Annotated in this window: 23 protein-coding genes; 19 read left to right on the forward strand and 4 right to left on the reverse strand. The window is 68.4% G+C overall.

What is annotated here, in order from left to right:
* Nucleotides 1-4 precede the first annotated feature (4 nt).
* The 12 genes from H4W81_RS44495 to H4W81_RS44550 all read left to right on the forward strand — a co-directional run bounded on the left by H4W81_RS44495 (nucleotide 5) and on the right by H4W81_RS44550 (nucleotide 9,536).
* The gene (locus H4W81_RS44495) at nucleotides 5-1,249 is read left to right on the forward strand and encodes a glycosyltransferase family 4 protein (RefSeq protein WP_192780300.1); all 1,245 of its coding nucleotides are present in this window, start codon (nucleotides 5-7) and stop codon (nucleotides 1,247-1,249) included.
* Between the two features lie 131 nt (nucleotides 1,250-1,380).
* The gene (locus tag H4W81_RS44500; RefSeq protein WP_192780301.1) at nucleotides 1,381-1,803 is read left to right on the forward strand and encodes a Cg1360 family ATP-synthase-associated protein; all 423 of its coding nucleotides are present in this window, start codon (nucleotides 1,381-1,383) and stop codon (nucleotides 1,801-1,803) included.
* 66 nt (nucleotides 1,804-1,869) lie between these two features.
* Nucleotides 1,870-2,085, forward strand: a complete 216-nt coding sequence (locus H4W81_RS44505) for an AtpZ/AtpI family protein (RefSeq protein ID WP_192780302.1) — start codon at nucleotides 1,870-1,872, stop codon at nucleotides 2,083-2,085.
* A 69-nt stretch (nucleotides 2,086-2,154) separates the two neighbouring features.
* The gene (gene atpB, locus H4W81_RS44510; RefSeq protein WP_192780303.1) at nucleotides 2,155-2,949 is read left to right on the forward strand and encodes a F0F1 ATP synthase subunit A; all 795 of its coding nucleotides are present in this window, start codon (nucleotides 2,155-2,157) and stop codon (nucleotides 2,947-2,949) included.
* Between the two features lie 71 nt (nucleotides 2,950-3,020).
* The gene (atpE, locus tag H4W81_RS44515; protein ID WP_183649102.1) at nucleotides 3,021-3,251 is read left to right on the forward strand and encodes an ATP synthase F0 subunit C; all 231 of its coding nucleotides are present in this window, start codon (nucleotides 3,021-3,023) and stop codon (nucleotides 3,249-3,251) included.
* A gap of 34 nt (nucleotides 3,252-3,285) precedes the next feature.
* Nucleotides 3,286-3,837: a F0F1 ATP synthase subunit B gene (locus tag H4W81_RS44520; protein WP_192780304.1), complete on the forward strand. Its 552-nt coding sequence runs from the start codon at nucleotides 3,286-3,288 to the stop codon at nucleotides 3,835-3,837.
* Nucleotides 3,837-4,646, forward strand: coding sequence for a F0F1 ATP synthase subunit delta (locus H4W81_RS44525; RefSeq protein WP_192780305.1), 810 nt, complete (start codon nucleotides 3,837-3,839; stop codon nucleotides 4,644-4,646). The genes H4W81_RS44520 and H4W81_RS44525 overlap by 1 nt, the downstream gene beginning before the upstream one ends.
* Before the next feature lie 23 nt (nucleotides 4,647-4,669).
* Nucleotides 4,670-6,319, forward strand: a complete 1,650-nt coding sequence (atpA, locus tag H4W81_RS44530; protein WP_192780306.1) for a F0F1 ATP synthase subunit alpha — start codon at nucleotides 4,670-4,672, stop codon at nucleotides 6,317-6,319.
* Between the two features lie 3 nt (nucleotides 6,320-6,322).
* Entirely contained in the window at nucleotides 6,323-7,225 is a 903-nt protein-coding gene (locus H4W81_RS44535) for a F0F1 ATP synthase subunit gamma (RefSeq protein ID WP_192780307.1), read from the forward strand.
* Between the two features lies 1 nt (nucleotide 7,226).
* Nucleotides 7,227-8,660, forward strand: a complete 1,434-nt coding sequence (gene atpD, locus H4W81_RS44540; protein WP_192780308.1) for a F0F1 ATP synthase subunit beta — start codon at nucleotides 7,227-7,229, stop codon at nucleotides 8,658-8,660.
* Nucleotides 8,661-8,728: 68 nt separating this feature from the next.
* Nucleotides 8,729-9,133, forward strand: a complete 405-nt coding sequence (locus tag H4W81_RS44545; protein WP_192780309.1) for a F0F1 ATP synthase subunit epsilon — start codon at nucleotides 8,729-8,731, stop codon at nucleotides 9,131-9,133.
* Nucleotides 9,134-9,158: 25 nt separating this feature from the next.
* Complete coding sequence (locus tag H4W81_RS44550; RefSeq protein ID WP_225959085.1) at nucleotides 9,159-9,536, forward strand: DUF2550 domain-containing protein; 378 nt, start codon at nucleotides 9,159-9,161, stop codon at nucleotides 9,534-9,536.
* Between the two features lie 20 nt (nucleotides 9,537-9,556).
* Here the strand turns inward: H4W81_RS44550 and H4W81_RS44555 are convergent, their stop codons facing one another.
* Nucleotides 9,557-10,147, reverse strand: a complete 591-nt coding sequence (locus tag H4W81_RS44555; protein WP_192780310.1) for a cob(I)yrinic acid a,c-diamide adenosyltransferase — start codon at nucleotides 10,145-10,147, stop codon at nucleotides 9,557-9,559.
* A 126-nt stretch (nucleotides 10,148-10,273) separates the two neighbouring features.
* Here H4W81_RS44555 and H4W81_RS44560 point away from each other — a divergent pair, with 126 nt between their 5' ends.
* The 5 genes from H4W81_RS44560 (at nucleotide 10,274) to H4W81_RS44580 (ending at nucleotide 14,039) form a co-directional block, all read left to right on the forward strand.
* Nucleotides 10,274-11,224 (forward strand): ABC transporter ATP-binding protein, encoded by a 951-nt coding sequence (locus tag H4W81_RS44560; RefSeq protein ID WP_192780311.1) that lies wholly within the window; start codon nucleotides 10,274-10,276, stop codon nucleotides 11,222-11,224.
* Nucleotides 11,221-11,937, forward strand: coding sequence for an ABC transporter permease (locus H4W81_RS44565; RefSeq protein ID WP_192780312.1), 717 nt, complete (start codon nucleotides 11,221-11,223; stop codon nucleotides 11,935-11,937). Before H4W81_RS44560 ends, H4W81_RS44565 begins: the two co-directional genes overlap by 4 nt.
* 13 nt (nucleotides 11,938-11,950) lie before the next feature.
* The gene (locus H4W81_RS44570; protein ID WP_192780313.1) at nucleotides 11,951-13,030 is read left to right on the forward strand and encodes a sensor histidine kinase; all 1,080 of its coding nucleotides are present in this window, start codon (nucleotides 11,951-11,953) and stop codon (nucleotides 13,028-13,030) included.
* Nucleotides 13,027-13,620 (forward strand): response regulator transcription factor, encoded by a 594-nt coding sequence (locus tag H4W81_RS44575; protein ID WP_192780314.1) that lies wholly within the window; start codon nucleotides 13,027-13,029, stop codon nucleotides 13,618-13,620. The genes H4W81_RS44570 and H4W81_RS44575 overlap by 4 nt, the downstream gene beginning before the upstream one ends.
* 101 nt (nucleotides 13,621-13,721) lie before the next feature.
* Nucleotides 13,722-14,039, forward strand: coding sequence for an STAS domain-containing protein (locus H4W81_RS44580; RefSeq protein WP_192780315.1), 318 nt, complete (start codon nucleotides 13,722-13,724; stop codon nucleotides 14,037-14,039).
* 134 nt (nucleotides 14,040-14,173) lie between these two features.
* Here H4W81_RS44580 and H4W81_RS44585 read toward each other — a convergent pair whose 3' ends face one another.
* The 3 genes from H4W81_RS44585 to nucS all read right to left on the reverse strand — a co-directional run bounded on the left by H4W81_RS44585 (nucleotide 14,174) and on the right by nucS (nucleotide 17,140).
* Nucleotides 14,174-14,719 (reverse strand): TetR/AcrR family transcriptional regulator, encoded by a 546-nt coding sequence (locus H4W81_RS44585; protein WP_264083230.1) that lies wholly within the window; start codon nucleotides 14,717-14,719, stop codon nucleotides 14,174-14,176.
* A 146-nt stretch (nucleotides 14,720-14,865) separates the two neighbouring features.
* Nucleotides 14,866-16,338 carry an aldehyde dehydrogenase family protein gene (locus H4W81_RS44590; RefSeq protein WP_192780317.1) on the reverse strand — a complete coding sequence of 491 codons (1,473 nt, stop codon included), beginning with the start codon at nucleotides 16,336-16,338 and terminating at the stop codon, nucleotides 14,866-14,868.
* Between the two features lie 139 nt (nucleotides 16,339-16,477).
* Entirely contained in the window at nucleotides 16,478-17,140 is a 663-nt protein-coding gene (gene nucS / locus H4W81_RS44595; RefSeq protein ID WP_192780318.1) for an endonuclease NucS, read from the reverse strand.
* Between the two features lie 36 nt (nucleotides 17,141-17,176).
* On the opposite strand from nucS, the gene H4W81_RS44600 reads away from it, so the two are divergent.
* Together H4W81_RS44600 and H4W81_RS44605 are read left to right on the forward strand one after the other, a co-directional pair.
* Nucleotides 17,177-18,580: a 3-hydroxyacyl-CoA dehydrogenase gene (locus H4W81_RS44600; protein ID WP_192780319.1), complete on the forward strand. Its 1,404-nt coding sequence runs from the start codon at nucleotides 17,177-17,179 to the stop codon at nucleotides 18,578-18,580.
* On the forward strand, nucleotides 18,577-18,867 hold the full coding sequence (locus H4W81_RS44605) for an ATP/GTP-binding protein (RefSeq protein ID WP_192780320.1): 291 nt from the start codon (nucleotides 18,577-18,579) through the stop codon (nucleotides 18,865-18,867). Before H4W81_RS44600 ends, H4W81_RS44605 begins: the two co-directional genes overlap by 4 nt.
* Nucleotides 18,868-18,877: the final 10 nt, after the last annotated feature.

The following is an 18,877-nucleotide window of genomic DNA, read 5'->3' on the forward strand; positions in this document are numbered from 1 at the left end:
GTCCGTGCGCGAATACCTCTTCATGGCACTGGTAGCGGCGGCGGTGACGTACCTGCTGGTTCCGCTGGTCCGGCGGTTCGCCATCCGCATCGGAGCCATGCCCGAGGTGCGTGATCGCGACGTGCACACGGTCCCGACACCGCGTCTCGGCGGGCTCGCGATGTACGGCGGGCTCGTGGCGGGCCTGCTGGCCGCCAAACAGCTCGACAAGACGGGCGAGGTGCTGGCCCAGGACCGGACTGTGATCGCGCTGATCGCCGCGGGCGGGCTCATCACGCTCACCGGCTTCCTCGACGACTGGTGGGGCATGGACCCCTTCATCAAGCTGGGCGGTCAGATCGGCGCCGCGGGTGTGCTGGTCTACTTCGGGCTCTACCTGCCATGGGTCCCGTGGGTCAACGGCGAGACGATCAGCCTGCCGCCCGACCTGTCCACGCTCATCACCATCCTGGTCGTGGTCGTCGCCATCAACGCGGTCAACTTCGTCGACGGCCTCGACGGCCTGGCCGCGGGCATCGTCGGCATCGCCGCGGCCGCCACCTGGGTCTACGCGATCTTCCTCGACCAGAACATCGAGCAGAACCGGATCAACACCACCGCGGCCATCACCGCCATCCTCATCGGCATGTGCCTGGGCTTCCTGCCGCACAACTTCCACCCCGCCAAGATCTTCATGGGCGACACGGGCGCGATGCTGCTGGGCCTGGTCCTGGCCTCCTCGCTGGTCACGGTGACGCCCGTCGACTCAGAGGTGATCGAGGGGATGAACAGGTTCGGCGCGCTGATGCCGATCCTGCTGCCCGCCGCGGTGATGGTGCTCCCGCTGATCGATCTGATCAGCGCGGTCATCAGACGCACGTCGATGGGCCTGTCGCCGTTCGCGCCCGACCGCGGTCACCTGCACCACCGCCTGCTCGACATCGGCCACTCCCACCGCCGCACCGTGCTCATCATGTACGCGTGGACGTCGGTGTTCGCGCTCGGCCTGGTCGGCATGTCGGTGAGCGGCGTGCCTGTCGTGTACTTCCCGATCGTGATCGTGCTGGCGCTGGCCGTCCTGGTGCTCTTCTCGCTGCCCCGGTGGAGGGGGCGCGGCGGCGCGCACGCCGCCAAGCGCAAGGACACCCCCGACGACGATGACGACGGCCCTCCCACGGGACCCATGCCGCCCATCAGGACCGAGTTCCAGCAGGTGCATCCGGCGAAAGAGGATGCGAGCGTTATCCCCGCGTTTCCCGCGCGTTCTTGATCGGGAACTAGAAATGGCAGGTAAAAGCGGTCATAGACGAGCTTGTGATATCTTTCACGAGCAGGGCCCCCGTGGTGCACGGCTCATGGGGTAGCAATCGCTCGCTTGTTAACTAGCTGTCTGGAGCACCGATGCAGGCCAACGACGTGCGCGTCATCAAGAGCGCCGCGCTGCCCACCTTCGCGGTAGGAGCCGTCGCTGTCATCGTGGCCTTCCTGGTGGCAGGCGGGAAGGGCGCACTCGGCGCCGTCGTAGGACTCGCGCTCGTGGCGGTTTTCTTCAGCGTCAGCGTGGTAGCGGTGTCCTATGCCGCTCGAGTGTCCCCCCAGATGATGGCCATCGCCGCCATGGTCAGCTATCTCGTCAAGGTCGTGGTCATCATGGCGATGCTGCGCGCCTTCGGCGACACGACCGCGTGGAACCCGAAGGCCTTCGCCTGGACGGTCGTGGTCGGCACCGTCGTGTGGACCGCCGGCGAGGTGCGAGCGTTCGTGAAGACCAAGATGCTGTACGTGGACCCCGACGCCACAGTGCCGGGCCAGGAGAAGTCATGACCCCCGGTAAAGTGACGGGGCCCGATATGACTAGTCCAGGCTGTGCCTGCTATCGTCGGGCGCGCGATGAGCGAAGAGAAACGCCGGCCCGAGGACGACGGCCGCGACTTCGCCAACGCCGCGTGGTCGATTCCCAGCTACCTGCTCTCCGGGATGGTTGTCTACGGCGGTGCTGGCTGGTTGCTGGACCGGTGGCTCGACACGTCCGCGTTCTTCCCCATAGGCGTCGTCCTGGGGACAGTGCTCGCCGTCTACCTGGTCTACCGGAAGCACGGCCGCTAACTCCGCGCGGCGGTCCCGCCCGCCTAAGGAACTCGTTGTGACCACCTACCACGCTGAAGGGAACGCCGCGTGATCGCGCTGACGCTCCTCGCCGACCCTGATCAGTTCAAGGCGCCGGCGCCGGACGAACTGTTCCAACTCCCCCCGATCATTTCCGGGGTCACCTGGTTCACCAAGCCTGTGCTGCTGGCGGTTCTCAGCTCGATCATCGTGCTGGGCTTCCTGTGGGCCGCCTTCTCCAATCCGAAGATCGTGCCCAGGGGCGTCCAGAACGTCGCCGAGGTCGGCTACATGTTCGTGCGCGACCAGGTCGCCCGGCCCTTCCTGGGCAAGGACGCTGACCGGTTCATGGGCCTGCTGCTCAGCATGTTCTTCGTGATCTGGGTCTGGAACGTGATGGGCGTCATCCCGCTCGCCCAGTTCCCCGTCGCCTCGCACATCGCCTTCCCGATCGTGCTCGCCGTCTCGATCTACGTGCTGAAGCTCTACCTGGGATTCAAGACCCAGGGCGTCGGCGGCTACTTCAAGAACATGATGTTCCCGCCGGGGCTCCCCAAGTTCATCTACGTCCTGCTGGCGCCGATCGAGTTCCTGTCGAACATGATCATCGCGCCCTTCACCCACGCTGTGCGACTTTTCGCCAACATGTTCGCCGGCCACATGCTCATCGCCTTCTTCAGCATGGTCGGCTTCTGGTTCCTGTTCGAGCAGCTGAGCCCGCTCGGCGCTCCCATCGGCGTGCTCGGTGTCCTGATGACGATCATCATGACCGGCTTCGAGTTGTTCATCATGTTCCTGCAGGCGTTCCTCTTCGCGATGCTGGCCGCCATGTACATCGGCAACAGCCTGCACCCGGAGCACTAAGAACCACCTACCGGTATATCCAGACCGGTGATACACCGCATCACCGGCCGACCAAGTAAAGGAAAACAGCAATGAGCCTTCTCGCTGAGGTCTCCGGCAACGTCACCGCCATCGGCTACGGTCTCGCCGCCATCGGCCCCGGCATCGGCGTCGGCATCATCTTCGGTCAGGGCGTGCAGGCCATCGCGCGTCAGCCCGAGGCCTACGGCCTGATCCGTCAGAACATGCTCCTCGGCTTCGTTCTTACCGAGGCCCTCGCCCTGATCGGTCTGGTCGCCCCGTTCATCTTCCAGGCCATCTGACGATCCAGAAGTACCCTGACGAAAGGCTGCATCCATGAATACGGCAGCTTCGCTCCTCGCGGCGGAGGGCGGCGCTAACCCGCTCCTTCCGCACGTGTACGAGCTGGTCGTGGGCATCTTCGCGTTCTTCGCCGTTTTTCTCGTCGTCGGCAAGATCCTCACCCCGCGCATCCAGAAGACTCTGGTCGAGCGGACCGACGCGATCGAGGGCGGCATCAAGAGGGCGGAGGACGCCCAGGCCGAGGCGCAGGCGCTGCTGAAGCAGTACCGCGACCAGCTGGCCGAGGCCAGGCACGAGGCGTCTCGCCTTCGCGAGGAGGCCCGCGAGCAGGGCGCCCAGATCAAGGCCGAGCTCCGCGAGGAGGCTCAGGCCGAGGCGCGCCGCATCGTCGAGGCGGCGCACACGCAGATCGAGGCCGACCGCCAGCTGGCGTTCGCCCAGCTGCGTACCGAGATCGGCCGCCTGTCGACCGACCTCGCCACCCGCATCGTCGGCGAGTCCCTCGAGGACGAGGCGCGTCAGCGTCGCACCGTCGACAGGTTCCTCGACGAGCTGGAGAGCTCCTCTGCGCAGGCGGTGCGCTGATGCGTGGCCTGAGCAGGAGTTCGCTGGCCGCTGTCGAGGAGCGCTTCAACGCTGTGGCGGCCTCGGCGGACTTCGGACGCCTGGCTGAGGACCTCAGCTCCGTCGCGGACCTGCTCGACCGCGAGCACGGCCTGCGCCGGAGCCTGTCGGACCCGGCGCGGCCCGCGGCCCAGAAGGCCCAGGTCGTCCGCATGCTGCTCGAAGGCAAGGTCAGCGAGGCCGCGCTGGAGACCGTCATCGCGGCGGCCGAGGCCAAGTGGTCGCGCCCCGGCGACCTCGCCGACTCGCTCGAGCGGCTCAGCGTCGTCGCCTCGGCCGCGCAGGCCGAGTCCGAAGGGCGTTTGGACGACGTGGAGGACGAGCTCTTCCGCTTCGGCCGCCTCGTCGCCGCCAATCCCGACCTGCGCCGCGCGCTCGCCGACCCGGCCGCGCCGGCCGGAGGCAAGGAGCGGCTGCTGACGGATCTGCTCGGTGGCAAGGTCGCCCCCTCCAGCCTGCGTCTCATCACGCAGCTGTCAGTGCATCCGCGAGGACGTAGCCTGGAGACAGGGCTGGAGCAGTACGCCGGCCTCGTCGCAGCGCAGCGCCAGCGTCTGGTGGCGGTGGTCCGCAGCGCTGTGGCGCTGACCGACGAGCAGAAGCAACGTCTGGGTGCGTGGCTGCGCACCTCCTATGGCCGTGACGTTCACGTGAACGTCGAGGTGGACCCGCGAGTGCTCGGTGGTTTCTCGGTTCGCATCGGCGACGAGGTCATCGACACCACCATCGCGGGACGAATCGAAGAAGTCCGCCGCCGGTTGGCCGGCTAGGCGAATAGGGAGACAGAGAAGAGATGGCGGAGCTTACGATCCGGCCGGACGAGATCCGGGACGCGCTTGAGCGCTTCGTCCAGGCGTACGAACCGGAAGGCGCCGCGCGCGAGGAGATCGGGACCGTCGTCGACTGTGGCGACGGCATCGCCCATGTCTCCGGCCTTCCCTCGGCGATGGCGAACGAGCTGCTCGAGTTCGAGGACGGCACGCGCGGCCTGGCACTGAACCTCGACACCCGTGAAATCGGTGTCGTTATCCTGGGCGACTTCAGCAAGATCGAGGAGGGCCAGACGGTCCGCAGGACCGGCGAGGTCCTGTCGGTGCCCATCGGCGACAACTTCCTCGGCCGCGTGGTCGACCCCCTGGGCAACCCGCTCGACGGCAAGGGCGCGATCGAGGCAGAGGGCCGTCGCGCCCTCGAGCTGCAGGCGCCCAGTGTCGTCCAGCGCCAGCCGGTGAAGGAGCCGCTGCAGACCGGCCTCAAGGCGATCGACGCCATGACGCCCGTCGGCCGCGGCCAGCGCCAGCTGATCATCGGTGACCGTGGCACGGGCAAGACCGCCCTGGCCGTCGACACCATCCTCAACCAGCGCGAGAACTGGCTGACCGGCGACGCCTCGAAGCAGGTTCGCTGCGTCTACGTCGCCGTCGGCCAGAAGGGCTCGACGATCGCGCAGGTCAAGGCTCGCCTCGAGGAGGCGGGCGCGATGGAGTACACCACCATCGTCGCCGCCCCCGCCTCGGACGCGGCCGGCTTCAAGTACGTCGCCCCCTACACCGGCTCTGCCATCGGGCAGCACTGGATGTACCAGGGCAAGCACGTCCTGATCATCTTCGACGACCTGACCAAGCAGGCCGACGCCTACCGTGCGGTCTCGCTGCTGCTGCGCCGCCCGCCGGGCCGTGAGGCCTTCCCCGGCGACGTCTTCTACTTGCACTCGCGTCTGCTCGAGCGTTGCGCGAAGCTGTCGGACGACATGGGTGGCGGCTCGATGACCGGTCTGCCGATCATCGAGACCAAGGGCAACGACGTCTCGGCGTTCATCCCCACCAACGTCATCTCCATCACCGACGGCCAGTGCTTCCTCGAGACCGACCTGTTCAACGCGGGTGTGCGTCCGGCGATCAACGTCGGTGTGTCGGTCTCCCGAGTCGGTGGCTCGGCGCAGATCAAGGCGATGAAGAAGGTCGCCGGCACGCTGCGTCTGTCGCTGTCGCAGTACCGCGACCTGGAGGCCTTCGCCTCCTTCGCCTCCGACCTGGACGCGGCCTCCCGCGCCCAGCTGGAGCGTGGTCAGCGTCTGGTCGAGCTGCTCAAGCAGGCGCAGTACTCCCCCTTCTCCGTCGAGAGGCAGGTCGTCTCGGTCTGGGCCGGCACCACCGGCGAGCTCGACGAGGTCCCGGTCGGCGACATCCGCCGGTTCGAGGCGGAGTTCCTCGACTACCTGCAGACCGGTCACAAGGGCGTCTTCGACGCCATCCGTGAGACCAGGGATCTGTCCGACGACACGGTGACCGCCCTCAAGGACGCCATCACGGAGTTCAAGAAGGGCTTCACCACGTCCGACGGCGAGCTGCTCATCCACGACGAGCCCGTCGCGGCGCTCGGCGCGGACGAGGTCGGCCAGGAGAAGATCCGCAAGGTCGTCCGCCCGGCAGAGAAGAAGTAGCCGATGGGTGCCCAGCTAAGGCTGCTGAGGCGGCGGATCAAGTCGGTCAAGTCGACCGCCAAGATCACGCGCGCCCAGGAGCTCATCGCCTCCTCACGGATCGCGAGGGCGCAACAGCGGATGCAGGCGGCCGTGCCGTACGAGCGTGAGATCACTCGCGCCGTCACGGGCGTCGTCAGCAACACCGGCGCCATCGACCATCCGCTGACCGTCGTCAAGGAGAAGCCGGCTCGCGCCGGTGTGCTGATCGTGACCAGCGACAGCGGCTTCTGCGGTGGCTACAACGCGAACATCCTGCGTGAGGCCGAGGCCCTGCGCGGCTTGCTCGAAGAGCGCGGCCTGACTGTGGTGCCCTTCGTCACGGGTCGCAAGGGCGTCACCTGGCACACCTTCCGTCACAGGGAGATGGGTGGCCAGTGGGTCGGCTTCTCCAGGAAGCCGAGCTACGGCGACGCCAAGGAGATCGCGAACACGCTGATCGACGCGTTCAAGGACGACAACGGGATCGACGAGATCCACATCGTCTCGACCGAGTTCATCTCGATGCTGACGCAGAACGTCGTGGTCAAGCGCGTGCTGCCGCTGGAGGTCGAGGAGTCCGAGGCGGACACGTCCGAGACGATCCCGCCGTACTTCGAGTTCGAGCCCACCGCGGGCGACGTCCTCGACTCACTGCTGCCGCGTTACGTGGAGTCGCGCATCTTCAGCGCGCTGCTCCAGGCGGCGGCGTCGGAAGAGGCATCGCGTCGCCGGGCCATGAAGTCGGCGACGGACAACGCCAACGAGCTGATCCGCGTGTTCACCATGCAGATGAACCAGGCTCGCCAGGCCGAGATCACCCAGGAAATCAGCGAGATCGTCGGTGGCGCCAACGCGCTGGCTGACGCCGCAGCGGGGAAAGAGTGAAATGACTGCAGAGACTGTTGAGACCACGACCGGCACGGGCCGCGTGGCTCGCGTCACGGGTCCCGTCGTCGACGTGGAGTTCCCCGTCGAGGCCATGCCCGAGATCTACAACGCCCTCAACGTCGAGGTCACCCTCGGCGGCGAGACCAAGACGCTGACCCTTGAGGTCGCCCAGCACCTCGGCGACAACATCGTCAGGGCCATCTCCATGCAGCCCACCGACGGCGTCGTCCGCGGCACGCCCGTCGTCGACAGCGGCCAGCCCATCTCGGTGCCGGTCGGCGACGTCGTCAAGGGCCACGTGTGGAACGCGCTCGGCGAGTCCCTGGACGTGCCGACCGCCTCGCTCCAGATCAACGAGAAGTGGGGCATCCACCGTCCGGCTCCGGCCTTCGACCAGCTCGAGTCCCGCACCGAGATGCTGGTCACCGGCATCAAGGTCATCGACCTGCTCACGCCGTACGTGCAGGGTGGGAAGATCGGTCTGTTCGGTGGCGCCGGTGTCGGCAAGACCGTTCTGATCCAGGAGATGATCCGCCGAGTCGCTCGTAACTTCGGTGGCACCTCCTGCTTCGCGGGCGTCGGTGAGCGTACCCGTGAGGGCAACGACCTCTGGCTGGAGATGGAGGAGGCGGACGTCCTCAAGGACACCGCCCTCGTCTTCGGTCAGATGGACGAGCCGCCGGGCACGCGTCTTCGCGTCGCGCTCTCCGCGCTGACCATGGCGGAGTACTTCCGCGACGTGCAGAAGCAGGACGTGCTTCTGTTCATCGACAACATCTTCCGCTTCACGCAGGCCGGTTCGGAGGTCTCCACCCTCCTCGGCCGCATGCCGTCCGCCGTGGGTTACCAGCCCACGCTGGCCGACGAGATGGGTGTGCTCCAGGAGCGCATCACCTCGACGCGTGGTCACTCGATCACCTCGATGCAGGCGATCTACGTGCCCGCGGACGACATCACCGACCCGGCCCCGCACAACGCGTTCGCGCACCTCGACGCGCAGACCGTGCTCTCGCGGCCGATCTCGGAGAAGGGCATCTACCCCGCGGTGGACCCGCTCGACTCCACCTCGCGTATCCTCGACCCGCAGATCGTGGGCGCCGAGCACTACGCGGTGGCCCAGGAGACCAAGCGGATCCTGCAGAAGTACCGCGAGCTCCAGGACATCATCGCGATCCTCGGTATCGACGAGCTGTCCGAAGAGGACAAGGTCACCGTTCAGCGCGCCCGTCGCATCGAGCGTTTCCTCTCCCACCCGATGTACGCCGCCGAGGCGTTCACCGGTCAGCCGGGCGAGAACGTGCCGCTGGACGAGACCATCGCCTCCTTCAAGGGGCTGTGCGCCGGCGACTACGACCACCTGCCCGAGCAGGCGTTCTACATGGTCGGCGGCATCGAGCAGGCCGTCGCCAAGGCCAAGGAACTCTCCAAGTAATCGCCTTCGGTGCCGGTATCAGCACCTCGTGCTGATACCGGCATCTGATCGGAAAGGAACCTACACAAGTGGCGAAGCTACGGGTAGGGGTCGTCTCACCGGAGCGTGAGATCTGGTCGGGCGAGGCCGACATGGTGATTGCCAAGACCGTGGACGGCGAGATCGGTATTATGCCTCAACACGCACCGGTGCTCGGCGTACTCGTCGAGGGCGGGGTCCTGCGTGTGAAGCGCGGCGGCGGCGAGGACGACCTCGTGGCCGCGGTGCACGGCGGGTTCATCTCCGTGGCCGACAACGAGGTGTCCGTGCTGGCCGAGGCGGCCGAGCTGGGCTCCGAGGTGGACGTCGCGGCTGCCCGCGACGCTCTGGCCAGGGCGCAGGCCTCGGTCGAGGCGAACCAGGATGACGCCGACGCGGCGGTCGAGGCCAAGCGTGCCAAGGCCCGGCTGCGCGCCGCCGGCGAGGACGTCTGATCTTTCACAACCGGCGGGGGCGGCGATGCTGACGATTCTTACGGACGCACTGCTCGCTGCCCTCCTGGTCGCGGCTCTCCTGCTGATCCGCGGTTTCGCGCTGGCACGCTCCCGCGGGAGCGTGCCGTGTCGTCTCAGGGTCGGCTCCCATAGCTGGCGCAGCGGAGTAGCCCGCTACGCCGACGGGGAGCTCCACTGGATCCCCCTCATAGGTGTGCTGTTCAGGCCGCGCCACGCGATCGCGAGGCGCGGCCTGACCGTTTCCAGCCGCCGCCGCATCGACGGCGGTCTGTGGGCCGTCGACTGCGGGCCCGTCTCCCTGGCGATGTCGGAGGACGCGCTGACCGGGTTCCTGGCCTGGCTGGAGTCGGCGCCGCCGAGCGCCTATCTCGACGTCGCCTGACACACCGTCCCGGCGCTCCGCTAGCGCGTGCCCCCCGGCTTCCACAGGATCTCGGTGCCGTTGTGCGCCGTCCTGCACAGGATGAACAGCAGGTCGGACAGGCGGTTGAGGTAGGTCGCCGGCAGCGGGCTGATGTCCTGGTAGACCTGCATGGCCGCCCAGGCCGAGCGCTCGGCGCGGCGCACCGTCACGCGGGCCACGTGCAACTGTGCCGTCGCGGGGTCGCCGCCGGGCAGGATGAAGCTGCGCAGGGGCTTCAGCTCGGCGTTGAAGCGGTCACACTGCTCTTCCAGCCACGCGATGTACGAGGGCTCGACCCGTAGCGGAGGGAACTCCGGGGTGTCGACGGCGGGCGTGGCCAGGTCGGCGCCGAGGTCGAACAGCTCGTTCTGGACCCTGCCCAGCACCGCCACGATCTCGGGGGAGAGCGTGCCGTACGCCAGGGCCAGGCCGATGGCGGCGTTGGCCTCCTCGGCGTCGGCGTAGGCGGCGAGCCTCGGGTCGGTCTTCGAGGTACGGCTCAGGTCGCTGAGCGCGGTCGTGCCGTCGTCGCCGGTCCGGGTGTAGATCCTGGAGAGGACGACCGGCTTGTCCTTGTCTGCGCGCGTCATGACCCCAGCATCGCAGACGGTTCCCCGCGGCATGACAGATGTCATGCGCACCCGGCGCGATCTTCATCTGCGGTCGGTGATATCGGCGACTACAGGGAGGAAGGCCGACACAGCAGGCTTGACGGCATGAGGACGACACAGACGGCGGGCACCGCGGAGCGCGGGGCGGTGGGCGGACCGGCGATCGAGGTCGCGGGGCTGCGGCAGCGCTACGGGCGCTTCGAAGCGGTGCGGGGCATCTCCTTCGAGGTCTCGCACGGGGAGCTGTTCGCGCTGCTCGGCACCAACGGCGCGGGCAAGACCACCACGATGGAGGTCCTGGAGGGGTTCACCGGGGCGAGCGACGGCATGGTCCGGGTGCTCGGGCTCGACCCGGTGCGACAGCGCAGGGCGCTGCGCCCGCGCATCGGGATCATGCTGCAGGAGGCGGGCTTCCTCGGCGATCTGACCGTCGCCGAGACCGTCGACGTCTGGCGGGGGATGAGCGCCGACGCGGGCCGCGAGCCGGCGAAGGAGGACGTCCTGGAGCAGGTGGGACTGTCGAGCAAGGCCAGGACCAGGGTCAGGCAGCTCTCGGGCGGGCAGAAGCGCCGGCTGGACCTCGCGCTCGCGGTGCTCTCGCGCCCCGAGGTGCTCTTCCTGGACGAGCCGACTACGGGCATGGATCCCGAGGCGAGGCAGGCCACCTGGGAGGTCATCAGGGGTCTCAAGGAGCGCGGCACCACCGTGCTGCTCACCACGCACTACCTGGAAGAGGCCGAGCGCCTGGCCGACCGGCTCGCCATCATGCACGAGGGCGTGATCCACACCTACGGCACGGTGGACGAGGTCGTGGCCACGACGGGCGACCAGATCTCCTTCAGGCTGCCACGGCCCGCCGAGCCGCCGTTCCTCGACGGCGCGGCCCCCGTGGTCGAGCGCGGTCACGTCGTCTACACGCTGCGCGGCGAGTCGCACCCCGCCCTGAGGTCGTTGCTGGCCTGGGCCGACGAGATCGATCTGACCCTGGAGCGGCTCGAGGTGCGCAGGGGCACCCTCGAGGACGCCTTCCTGCGAGTGGTGGAGGAGAAGCGATGAGGACCGACGCGCTGCACGCCGTACGGCTGGCCAGGATGGATCTGAAGCTGCTCGGCCGCAACACGACGGCGATGTTCAACGTGCTGCTGCTGCCGCTGCTGTTCGCCTTGATGCTCTCCCAGGGCGGAGAGGACTCGTTCGTGCTGACCGGCCTGCCGGGCGTGATGCTGGTCTTCGCGGTCTTCATGAACCTGGTCAACTCCTTCACCGCGCGGCGCGAGGAGCTGGTGCTCAAGCGGCTGCGCGGCGGTCAGGGCTCGGCCGTGGCCATCTTCGGCGGCGCGGGGCTGGCGGCGTTGGCGGTGTTCGTCCTGCAGGTGGCGCTGCTGGTGGTGTGGATCGAGCGCAGGGGCGGCGGGCTGCCGGAGAACGTGCCGATGATGCTGGTGGCGGCGGTGCTGGGCGTGGCGGTGTTCGCGCTGCTGGCCGCGGCCTTCTCGGGGATCACCCCGAACGCCGAGCTCGCGCAGGTCGCGGTGCTGCCGGTGCTGATCGTGGCACTGCTCGGCTCCCCGCTCATCGTGCCGCTGTCGAAGATGCCCTTCGTCGTCAGGCTGGTGCCCACGACGCCGATCGTGGAGATGATGCGCATGGGCTACGGCGGCGGGTCGTGGCTCGCGGCGCTGCCCTGGATCGGCGTGCTGCTCGCCTGGCTGGTGGTCGCCGGACTGCTGGCGAAGTGGCTGTTCCGCTGGGATCCCAGGCACAGCTAGGTTGACTCCCACCATGAGCGACAGCCGCACCGAGTACGAGCGCCTCAGGCGAGCCACCAAGTGGAGCGTCGCAGGGGGCGCTCTGCTGCCGTGGGTGGGCCTGTTCTGGACGGCGACGGCGCCGGGCCCGCCGCCGCCCTGGCAGCTGGTGGTCGCGGCGGTCGCGGCCGCCGTCTTCACGGTCGTCTACTGGCGGGCCGCCAGTCTCACCGTGGCGGGGACCCACGCCCGCACCGAAGTGATCGTCACAGGGGTGCTGGCGCTGTTGATCTTCGTGATGACCCGCGAACCCGAGTTCGCGGGCGTGATGACGGCGCTCGGCTGGGCGGCGCTCGCCGGCCTGCACGTCTCCAGGTCCACCGCGGTGGTGATGACCCTGATCGCGACGGGGGCGTGCGCGGCCTTCCAGCCCTACGGCGTGGTCTTCTACGCCGTGACGATCAGCATGGTGGTGTGGCTCAACCGCTTCCAGTTCTGGTTCTGGACGGTGGTCAAGGCGGCGCTCGACGGCAGGGACGCCCAGGCCAAGCTGGCGGTCACCGAGGAGCGGCTGCGCTTCTCGCGCGACCTGCACGACGTGGTCGGGCACAGCCTCTCCGCCATCGCGGTCAAGAGCGAGCTGGCCGCCCGTCTCGCCTCGGGCCCCGCGGCCGAGGAGATGATGGAGGTCAGGAGGCTGGCGCGGGAGTCGCTCAAGGAGATCCGCTCGGTCGTCCGCGGCTACCGCACGATCGACCTCAACGCGGAGCTGCGCAGCGTCAGGGCGGTCATGGAGGCCGCGGGCATCAGCTGCGCCCTGGAGCTGCCGGAGGCGGCGCTGAGCGACGAGATGAGCACGCTGCTGGCCTGGCTGGTGCGCGAGAGCAGCACCAACGTGCTGCGACACAGCGCCGCCACCCGCTGCCGGATCAGGGTCGCCTCGAGCGACGGGCAGGTGGAGCTGACCGTGAGCAACGACCACCCCAAACCGCCCAGGAGTACGGCGGGCAGCGGTCTGGCGGGGATGAGCGAGCGGGTCGCCGCGCTCGGCGGCGTGCTGACGGCGGGACAGAACGACGGAGAGTTCACGGTGAGCGCGAGGATTCCGGCATGATCAAGGTGTTGCTGGCCGACGACGAGCACCTCATCCGCGAGGCGCTGGCCACCCTGCTCGGCCTCGAGCCCGACATCGAGGTGGTCACCCAGGTCGGCAGGGGCGACCAGGTGGTGGCCGCGGTCGAGGCGCACCGGCCCGACGTGGTCGTCCTCGACATCGAGATGCCCGGCATGGACGGCCTGAGCGTCGCCGAGGCGCTGCCCGGCCAGGCGATCGTGATCCTCACCAGTTTCGGCAGGCCAGGCTACCTGCGCAGGGCCCTGGCGGCGGGGGTGCGCGGGTTCATCCCCAAGGACGCCTCCGCCAGCGAGCTGGCCGCGGCGATCAGGAAGGTCCGCGACGGCGGACGCTATCTGGACCCCGAGATGGCCGCCTCGGCGATGATGGCGGGGGAGAACCCGCTGACCGAGCGTGAGCGGGGCGCGCTGGAGCTGGCGGCGACGGGTTCGTCGGTGGGGGAGATCGCCGCGGCCATGCATCTGACCGAGGGAACCGTGCGCAACTACCTGTCCAGCGCCATCACCAAGCTGGGCGCCAGCAACCGAATCACCGCAATTCGGATGGCAAGGGACATGGGTTGGCTCTGAATGGGTAACCGTACACGTGGCTGGAGTGTGTTGATTCTCACCCTGCGAGAGTGAATGACTACGTTGCGTGATTTAATGGCGGCGTGACCTGAGGAGGTGGCATGCGGGTCCAGGGGAAGCCGGGGGCACAGGTGGTGCATGTCGGGCATCGGCTCGATGTGGGAACCGTTGCCGACATTCGGCCGCATCTGCACGACGCGGTCGACAGTGGCACCGGTGACCTGATCGTCGACCTCTCCGACCTGGAGATGATCGACTCCACTGGTCTCGGTGTGCTCGTGGGCACGCATCGTCGCGCGCTGAGCGCGGAACGCCACCTCGTTCTTCGGGGAGTGCCACCACGGATCATGCGGGTGCTGGCGGTGACTCGGCTGAATCGAGTGTTGCGCGTGGAGGTGCCGGCGGCCGCGGTGGCCTGAAAGTGACATCCGGCGGTCGGGAGTACGCCGGAGGTCACGCCATATTCGAGGGCAGGGTGCGATCAGCCGCCCCTGCCCTCGCCCATGCGCATGCGATTATCCCCCGACACGCTCGGTATTTCGCCACGGGCGGATCACGACAGGTTCGAAAAGGACCGCTGGAAGATATGGACCGCCGCGCCGATGAGTTCGTCGATCGAGGGGGGCTCTTCTGCCAGCACCCATTCGATCAGTAGCTCCTGTAACGCTCCTATCGCGCCGAGTACGAGCAGGTGCCGATTGACGGGAGCGGGGTCGGGAAAGACGTCCACGACCTCTTCGACGAGGCGGGCGAAGGACTCCACCGCCCGCTGTCTCGACGCGGTCAGCACATCCCCCGACCTGCGCACTTCGACGTGCATGATGCGGGCGCGCCGCCAGTCGGCCGTGGCGAAACCGATATAGCCGGCGATCCCCGCCCTGATGCGCTCGTCGAGCTCCCGAGGGGCCTCCTGCAGGGCCTTCGACACCGCGTCGAGCGTTTCGTCGACGCAGCGCTCGTGCAGGGCCTGGAGAAGCTCCTCCCTGCCGCCGAAACATTCGTAGAAGGCGCGATTGGAGATGCGCGCCTCCGTGCACAACCTTTCGATCGTCGTGGCGGCGAATCCTGGTTTCGCATAGAGCGTGTATGCGGCGGCCATCAGCCGCTCCCGCCTGTCAGCCAGCCTTTGCTCGGCTGACATTCCCCGGTAAGACCGGTTCACATTCCACCCGTTCCCGCATGATCGTGAGCCCCCAGAACCCACAATTATGGATGGGTGATCGCATTCGGGAAAGAGCGTCTACATTAGCGTTTACGTCGCCCGTGCAAGATGGTCACCATCCTGATCAGTCGCTCAACTTCTCCCGCCCCCCTGGAGAAGGAGGTCAGGTTCATTCCGGGCAGTGCGAACCGCTGGCGGGAGATGGCCTTGGGCCTGGCGAACTCCCTCAGCCCGTCGGCCCCGTGGATCCTGCCGAACCCGGAGTCCCCGACCCCGCCGAAGGGCAGCGAGGGCACTCCCGCGAACGAGATGACCGAGTTGATCGCGGTCGCGCCGCTGCGCATGAGCCTGGCCAGCCGCAGCGCGCCGCGTGTGTCCCGGGAGAAGATGGTGCCGCCCAGCCCGTACGCGGACGCGTTGGCCAGTTCCAGCGCCTCCTGCGCGTCCTTGGTCCTGCGCACGGTGATGGTCGGGCCGAAGGTCTCCTCGCGCACCGCCGCGGAGTCCTCGGGCACATCCTCGACGATGACGGGGTCCACGTACGGCGCGCGCACCGACTCGGGTCCGCCCTTGACCGCCTTCCCGTTCTTGACCGCGTCGTCGATGTGCCGCCTGATGACGTCGAGCTGGGCGGGCATGGTGATCGGCCCGTAGTGCTCGCCCGCCTTGACCGTGGCGGCCAGATCCTTCAGCTCGCGCATGAACGGCTCGTAGACCTGGTCCACGACGTAGACGCGCTCCACGCCCACGCATGTCTGCCCCGCGTTGGACAGCGCGCCCCACAGGCAGGCGTCGGCGGCGGCCCTGAGGTCGGCGTCGGCGTCGACGATGAAGGCGTCCTTGCCGCCGCACTCGGCGACGATCGGGGTGAGGTTGTCCGCGCAGGCGGCCATCACGCGCTTGGCGGTGGCGGTGGAGCCGGTGAACGCGATCTTCTTCACCCTCGGGTCGCCCGCCAGCGCGGCGCCGGTCTCCCCGAGCCCGGTGACCGTCTGGAAGACCGGGTGCTCGGGCACCGCGTCGGCGAACAGCTCCGCCAGCCGGACGCCGACGCCGGGGGTGAGCTCGCTCGGCTTGAACACCACGGCGTTGCCCGCGGCCAGCGCGTAGGAGATGGAGCCCATCGGGGTGAAGACGGGGTAGTTCCACGGGCCGATCACGCCGACGACGCCGAGGGGGAGGTACTCCAGCGTGGCGGACAGGTTGAGGCCGATCAGGCCGGTGGCGACCCTGCGCCGGCCCAGCACCTTCTCGGCGTTGCGCGCGGCCCAGTCGAGGTGCGTGATGGTGAGGACGATCTCCAGCACGGCGTCGGCGGTCGGCTTGCCCGTCTCTCGATGGACCAGCTCGGCCAGCGGCCTCAGGTTCTGGGTGATGACCGCCTTGTAGTCGAGCAGCCTGCGCCTGCGGTCGGCGGGAGCCAACGCCGCCCACCAGCCGGCCGCCTCCTCGGCCCGCGTGACGGCGTCGTGGACCGCCGGGGCGGATTGCCGGGGGTGGGTGCCCACGACCTCGCCGGTCGCGGGATTCACCGAATCAAAGGTCAGGGTGGTCATGGCGTCACGATAAGCCGGTAAATCCTTACTTACAACACGTGACGGCGCTCGACCGAAGTCCCGCTGGAGTACGCGTGATGGACGGGCGGCCACCGGTGACCACGGTGGCCTCTCCCGTGCGAAGCCGTACAGGAAGAAGTCAGAAGAGAGTCGGGTTCTCGGGCTCGATGCCGCGGAGGGTGTCGTAGTCGAGGGTGACGCAGTCGATGCCGCGGTCGGCGGCGAGCACCCGCGCCTGCGGCTTGATCTCCTGGGCGGCGAACACGCCGCGGACCGGGGCGAGCAGCGGGTCGCGGTTGAGCAGCTCCAGGTAGCGGGTGAGCTGCTCGACGCCGTCGATCTCGCCGCGCCGCTTGATCTCCACGGCGACCGTCGCGCCGGAGGCGTCGCGGCACAGGATGTCGACGGGCCCGATCGCCGTCATGAACTCCCTGCGGATCAGCGTGTAGCCCTCGCCCAGGGTGCCGATGTGCTCGGCCAGCAGCTCCTGCAGGTGCGCCTCGACCCCGTCCTTGATCAGCCCGGGGTCGACGCCCAGCTCGTGCGAGGAGTCGTGGAGGATCTCGTCCATCGTCAGCACGAGCTTCTCGCCGGTCTTGCCGTGGGTGACGGTCCAGGTCGAGCCGTCCTCCTTGAGCTTGCACGGTGGGTTCATCCAGTTGAGCGGCTTGAACGCGCGGTCGTCAGCGTGGATGCTCACGCTGCCGTCCGCCTTGATGAGGACGAGCCTCGGCGCCATCGGCAGGTGTGCCGTGAGCCTTCCCATGTAATCCACGCTGCATCGCGCGATGACCAGCCGCATGACCGCCAACCCTACCGGCTCTGGAAAACTGGGCGCATGGTGTTCGAAACGGTGGGAGTGGTCGGTCTCGGCACGATGGGGGCCGGCATCGCGGAGGTCTTCGCCAGAGCGGGGATCAGAGTGGTCGGCGTCGAGGCGGATCGGGAGGCCCTGGCCAGAGGGCTCGGGCACCTGGAGAGCTCCACGGGCCGGGCCCTGGAGAAGGGCAGGCTGAGCGCCGCCGACCGCGAGGAGATCCTGTCCAGGGTGACGCTCACCACATCGCGCGCCGACCTGCGCGACGCCGACCTGGTGATCGAGGCGATTCCCGAGATCATGGAGTACAAGGTCGCGCTCTTCACCGACCTCGACCGGATCTGCAAGCCCTCCACCGTCCTGGCGACCAACACCTCGTCCCTGCCGGTCACCGCTCTGGCCGCCGCCACCGGGCGCCCCGACCGGGTCGTCGGCATGCACTTCTTCAACCCCGCCCCGGTCATGGGGCTGGTCGAGGTCGTCGGCACCGTGGTCACGGGCCCCGGCGTCGTCGCCGGCATCTCCGAGCTGGCGGTACGGCTCGGCAAGACGCCTGTCGCGGTGGGCGACCGGGCCGGGTTCGTGGTCAACAGGCTGCTCCTGCCGTACCTGAACCACGCGGTCACCCTGCTCGACCACGGCGTGGCCGCGCGCGACGACATCGACCACGCCATGAGGCTGGGCGTCGGCCTGCCGATGGGCCCCTTCCGCCTGCTCGACCTGATCGGCCTCGACACCTCTCACGAGATCATGGGTGTGCTGTTCGAGGAGTCGCGCGCCGAACGGCACGTCCCCTCGCCGCTGCTGCGCTCGTACGTGGCCGCCGGGTGGCTCGGGCGCAAGTCGGGCAGGGGGTTCTACGGGGAGCCCGCCTCGGAGTCGACTCCCGAAAAGGCGGCGGCGCGGACCGTGCGGGTCGAGGGGTCGGAGGAGCTGGCGACGACGCTGACCGCGGCGGGTTTCAAGGACTCCACGGAGCCCGACGTGGTGCTCCAGGTAGGCGAGGCCGAGCCGGGGGAGCGGGCCGTCCAGGTGCGCGTCACGGGCAAGGTCGCCGAGCTGGCCGGCTCCGTGCTGACCGAGCACCATGCCGTCCTGTGCGCCCGCGACCTGCTGAAGGTTGCCGGGTACACACCGGTGCCCTGCAAGAGGTTCGTGATCGACGCCCTCCTCTACGCCCACCTGAACGACGCCGTCCACATGTACTCCTCCGGCTACGCCTCCATCGACGACATCGACGCCGCGATGCGACTCGGCTGCGGGTATCCGAAGGGGCCATTCGAGCTGATCGAGTCCATCGGCCTCGCGAAGGTGCGCGACGGGCTGCGCGCCCTCTACGCCGAGCACCTCTCGCCCTCCTACGCCCCCGCTCCGCTGCTCGACCAGCTCGTCACGGCCGGGCTGGCCGCCTTCCCCCGCGCATGAGCCCTCGCCGTGCGCGCCGCAGGGAATCGACCCGCCCGATCGGCTTCCCCAGTTCGACCGACAGGGTGGAGCACTGGCCCGACGGCGACTGGAAGGTCCGCATGCTCAACGGAGCTTCCTCGGCCAAGAACTATCGTTGCCCCGGATGTGACCAGGAGATCCGCTCGGGCGTCCCGCACATCGTGAGCTGGCCCGACTGGACCGGCGGCGACGAGGAACGCCGCCATTGGCACACCAACTGCTGGCGCAAGCGGCTGGACCGCGGTCCTGGCCGCAGCAGGTACTGAGGAGAGAAGT

It is taken from the genome of Nonomuraea africana, assembly GCF_014873535.1.
GTDB lineage: Bacteria > Actinomycetota > Actinomycetes > Streptosporangiales > Streptosporangiaceae > Nonomuraea > Nonomuraea africana.

What these genes read in the sequence shown, in the direction of transcription:
- H4W81_RS44605 (WP_192780320.1), top strand. Translation starts at nt 18,577, where the DNA reads ATGAGCCCTCGCCGTGCGCGCCGCAGGGAATCGACCCGCCCGATCGGC.
- H4W81_RS44565 (WP_192780312.1), top strand. Translation starts at nt 11,221, where the DNA reads ATGAGGACCGACGCGCTGCACGCCGTACGGCTGGCCAGGATGGATCTG.
- H4W81_RS44570 (WP_192780313.1), top strand. Translation starts at nt 11,951, where the DNA reads ATGAGCGACAGCCGCACCGAGTACGAGCGCCTCAGGCGAGCCACCAAG.
- H4W81_RS44550 (WP_225959085.1), top strand. Translation starts at nt 9,159, where the DNA reads ATGCTGACGATTCTTACGGACGCACTGCTCGCTGCCCTCCTGGTCGCG.
- H4W81_RS44575 (WP_192780314.1), top strand. Translation starts at nt 13,027, where the DNA reads ATGATCAAGGTGTTGCTGGCCGACGACGAGCACCTCATCCGCGAGGCG.
- H4W81_RS44585 (WP_264083230.1), bottom strand. Translation starts at nt 14,719, where the DNA reads ATGGCCGCCGCATACACGCTCTATGCGAAACCAGGATTCGCCGCCACG.
- H4W81_RS44525 (WP_192780305.1), top strand. Translation starts at nt 3,837, where the DNA reads ATGCGTGGCCTGAGCAGGAGTTCGCTGGCCGCTGTCGAGGAGCGCTTC.
- H4W81_RS44500 (WP_192780301.1), top strand. Translation starts at nt 1,381, where the DNA reads ATGCAGGCCAACGACGTGCGCGTCATCAAGAGCGCCGCGCTGCCCACC.
- H4W81_RS44590 (WP_192780317.1), bottom strand. Translation starts at nt 16,338, where the DNA reads ATGACCACCCTGACCTTTGATTCGGTGAATCCCGCGACCGGCGAGGTC.
- H4W81_RS44600 (WP_192780319.1), top strand. Translation starts at nt 17,177, where the DNA reads ATGGTGTTCGAAACGGTGGGAGTGGTCGGTCTCGGCACGATGGGGGCC.
- H4W81_RS44560 (WP_192780311.1), top strand. Translation starts at nt 10,274, where the DNA reads ATGAGGACGACACAGACGGCGGGCACCGCGGAGCGCGGGGCGGTGGGC.
- H4W81_RS44535 (WP_192780307.1), top strand. Translation starts at nt 6,323, where the DNA reads ATGGGTGCCCAGCTAAGGCTGCTGAGGCGGCGGATCAAGTCGGTCAAG.
- atpA (WP_192780306.1), top strand. Translation starts at nt 4,670, where the DNA reads ATGGCGGAGCTTACGATCCGGCCGGACGAGATCCGGGACGCGCTTGAG.
- atpE (WP_183649102.1), top strand. Translation starts at nt 3,021, where the DNA reads ATGAGCCTTCTCGCTGAGGTCTCCGGCAACGTCACCGCCATCGGCTAC.
- H4W81_RS44505 (WP_192780302.1), top strand. Translation starts at nt 1,870, where the DNA reads ATGAGCGAAGAGAAACGCCGGCCCGAGGACGACGGCCGCGACTTCGCC.
- H4W81_RS44555 (WP_192780310.1), bottom strand. Translation starts at nt 10,147, where the DNA reads ATGACGCGCGCAGACAAGGACAAGCCGGTCGTCCTCTCCAGGATCTAC.
- atpD (WP_192780308.1), top strand. Translation starts at nt 7,227, where the DNA reads ATGACTGCAGAGACTGTTGAGACCACGACCGGCACGGGCCGCGTGGCT.
- nucS (WP_192780318.1), bottom strand. Translation starts at nt 17,140, where the DNA reads ATGCGGCTGGTCATCGCGCGATGCAGCGTGGATTACATGGGAAGGCTC.
- H4W81_RS44580 (WP_192780315.1), top strand. Translation starts at nt 13,722, where the DNA reads ATGCGGGTCCAGGGGAAGCCGGGGGCACAGGTGGTGCATGTCGGGCAT.
- H4W81_RS44520 (WP_192780304.1), top strand. Translation starts at nt 3,286, where the DNA reads ATGAATACGGCAGCTTCGCTCCTCGCGGCGGAGGGCGGCGCTAACCCG.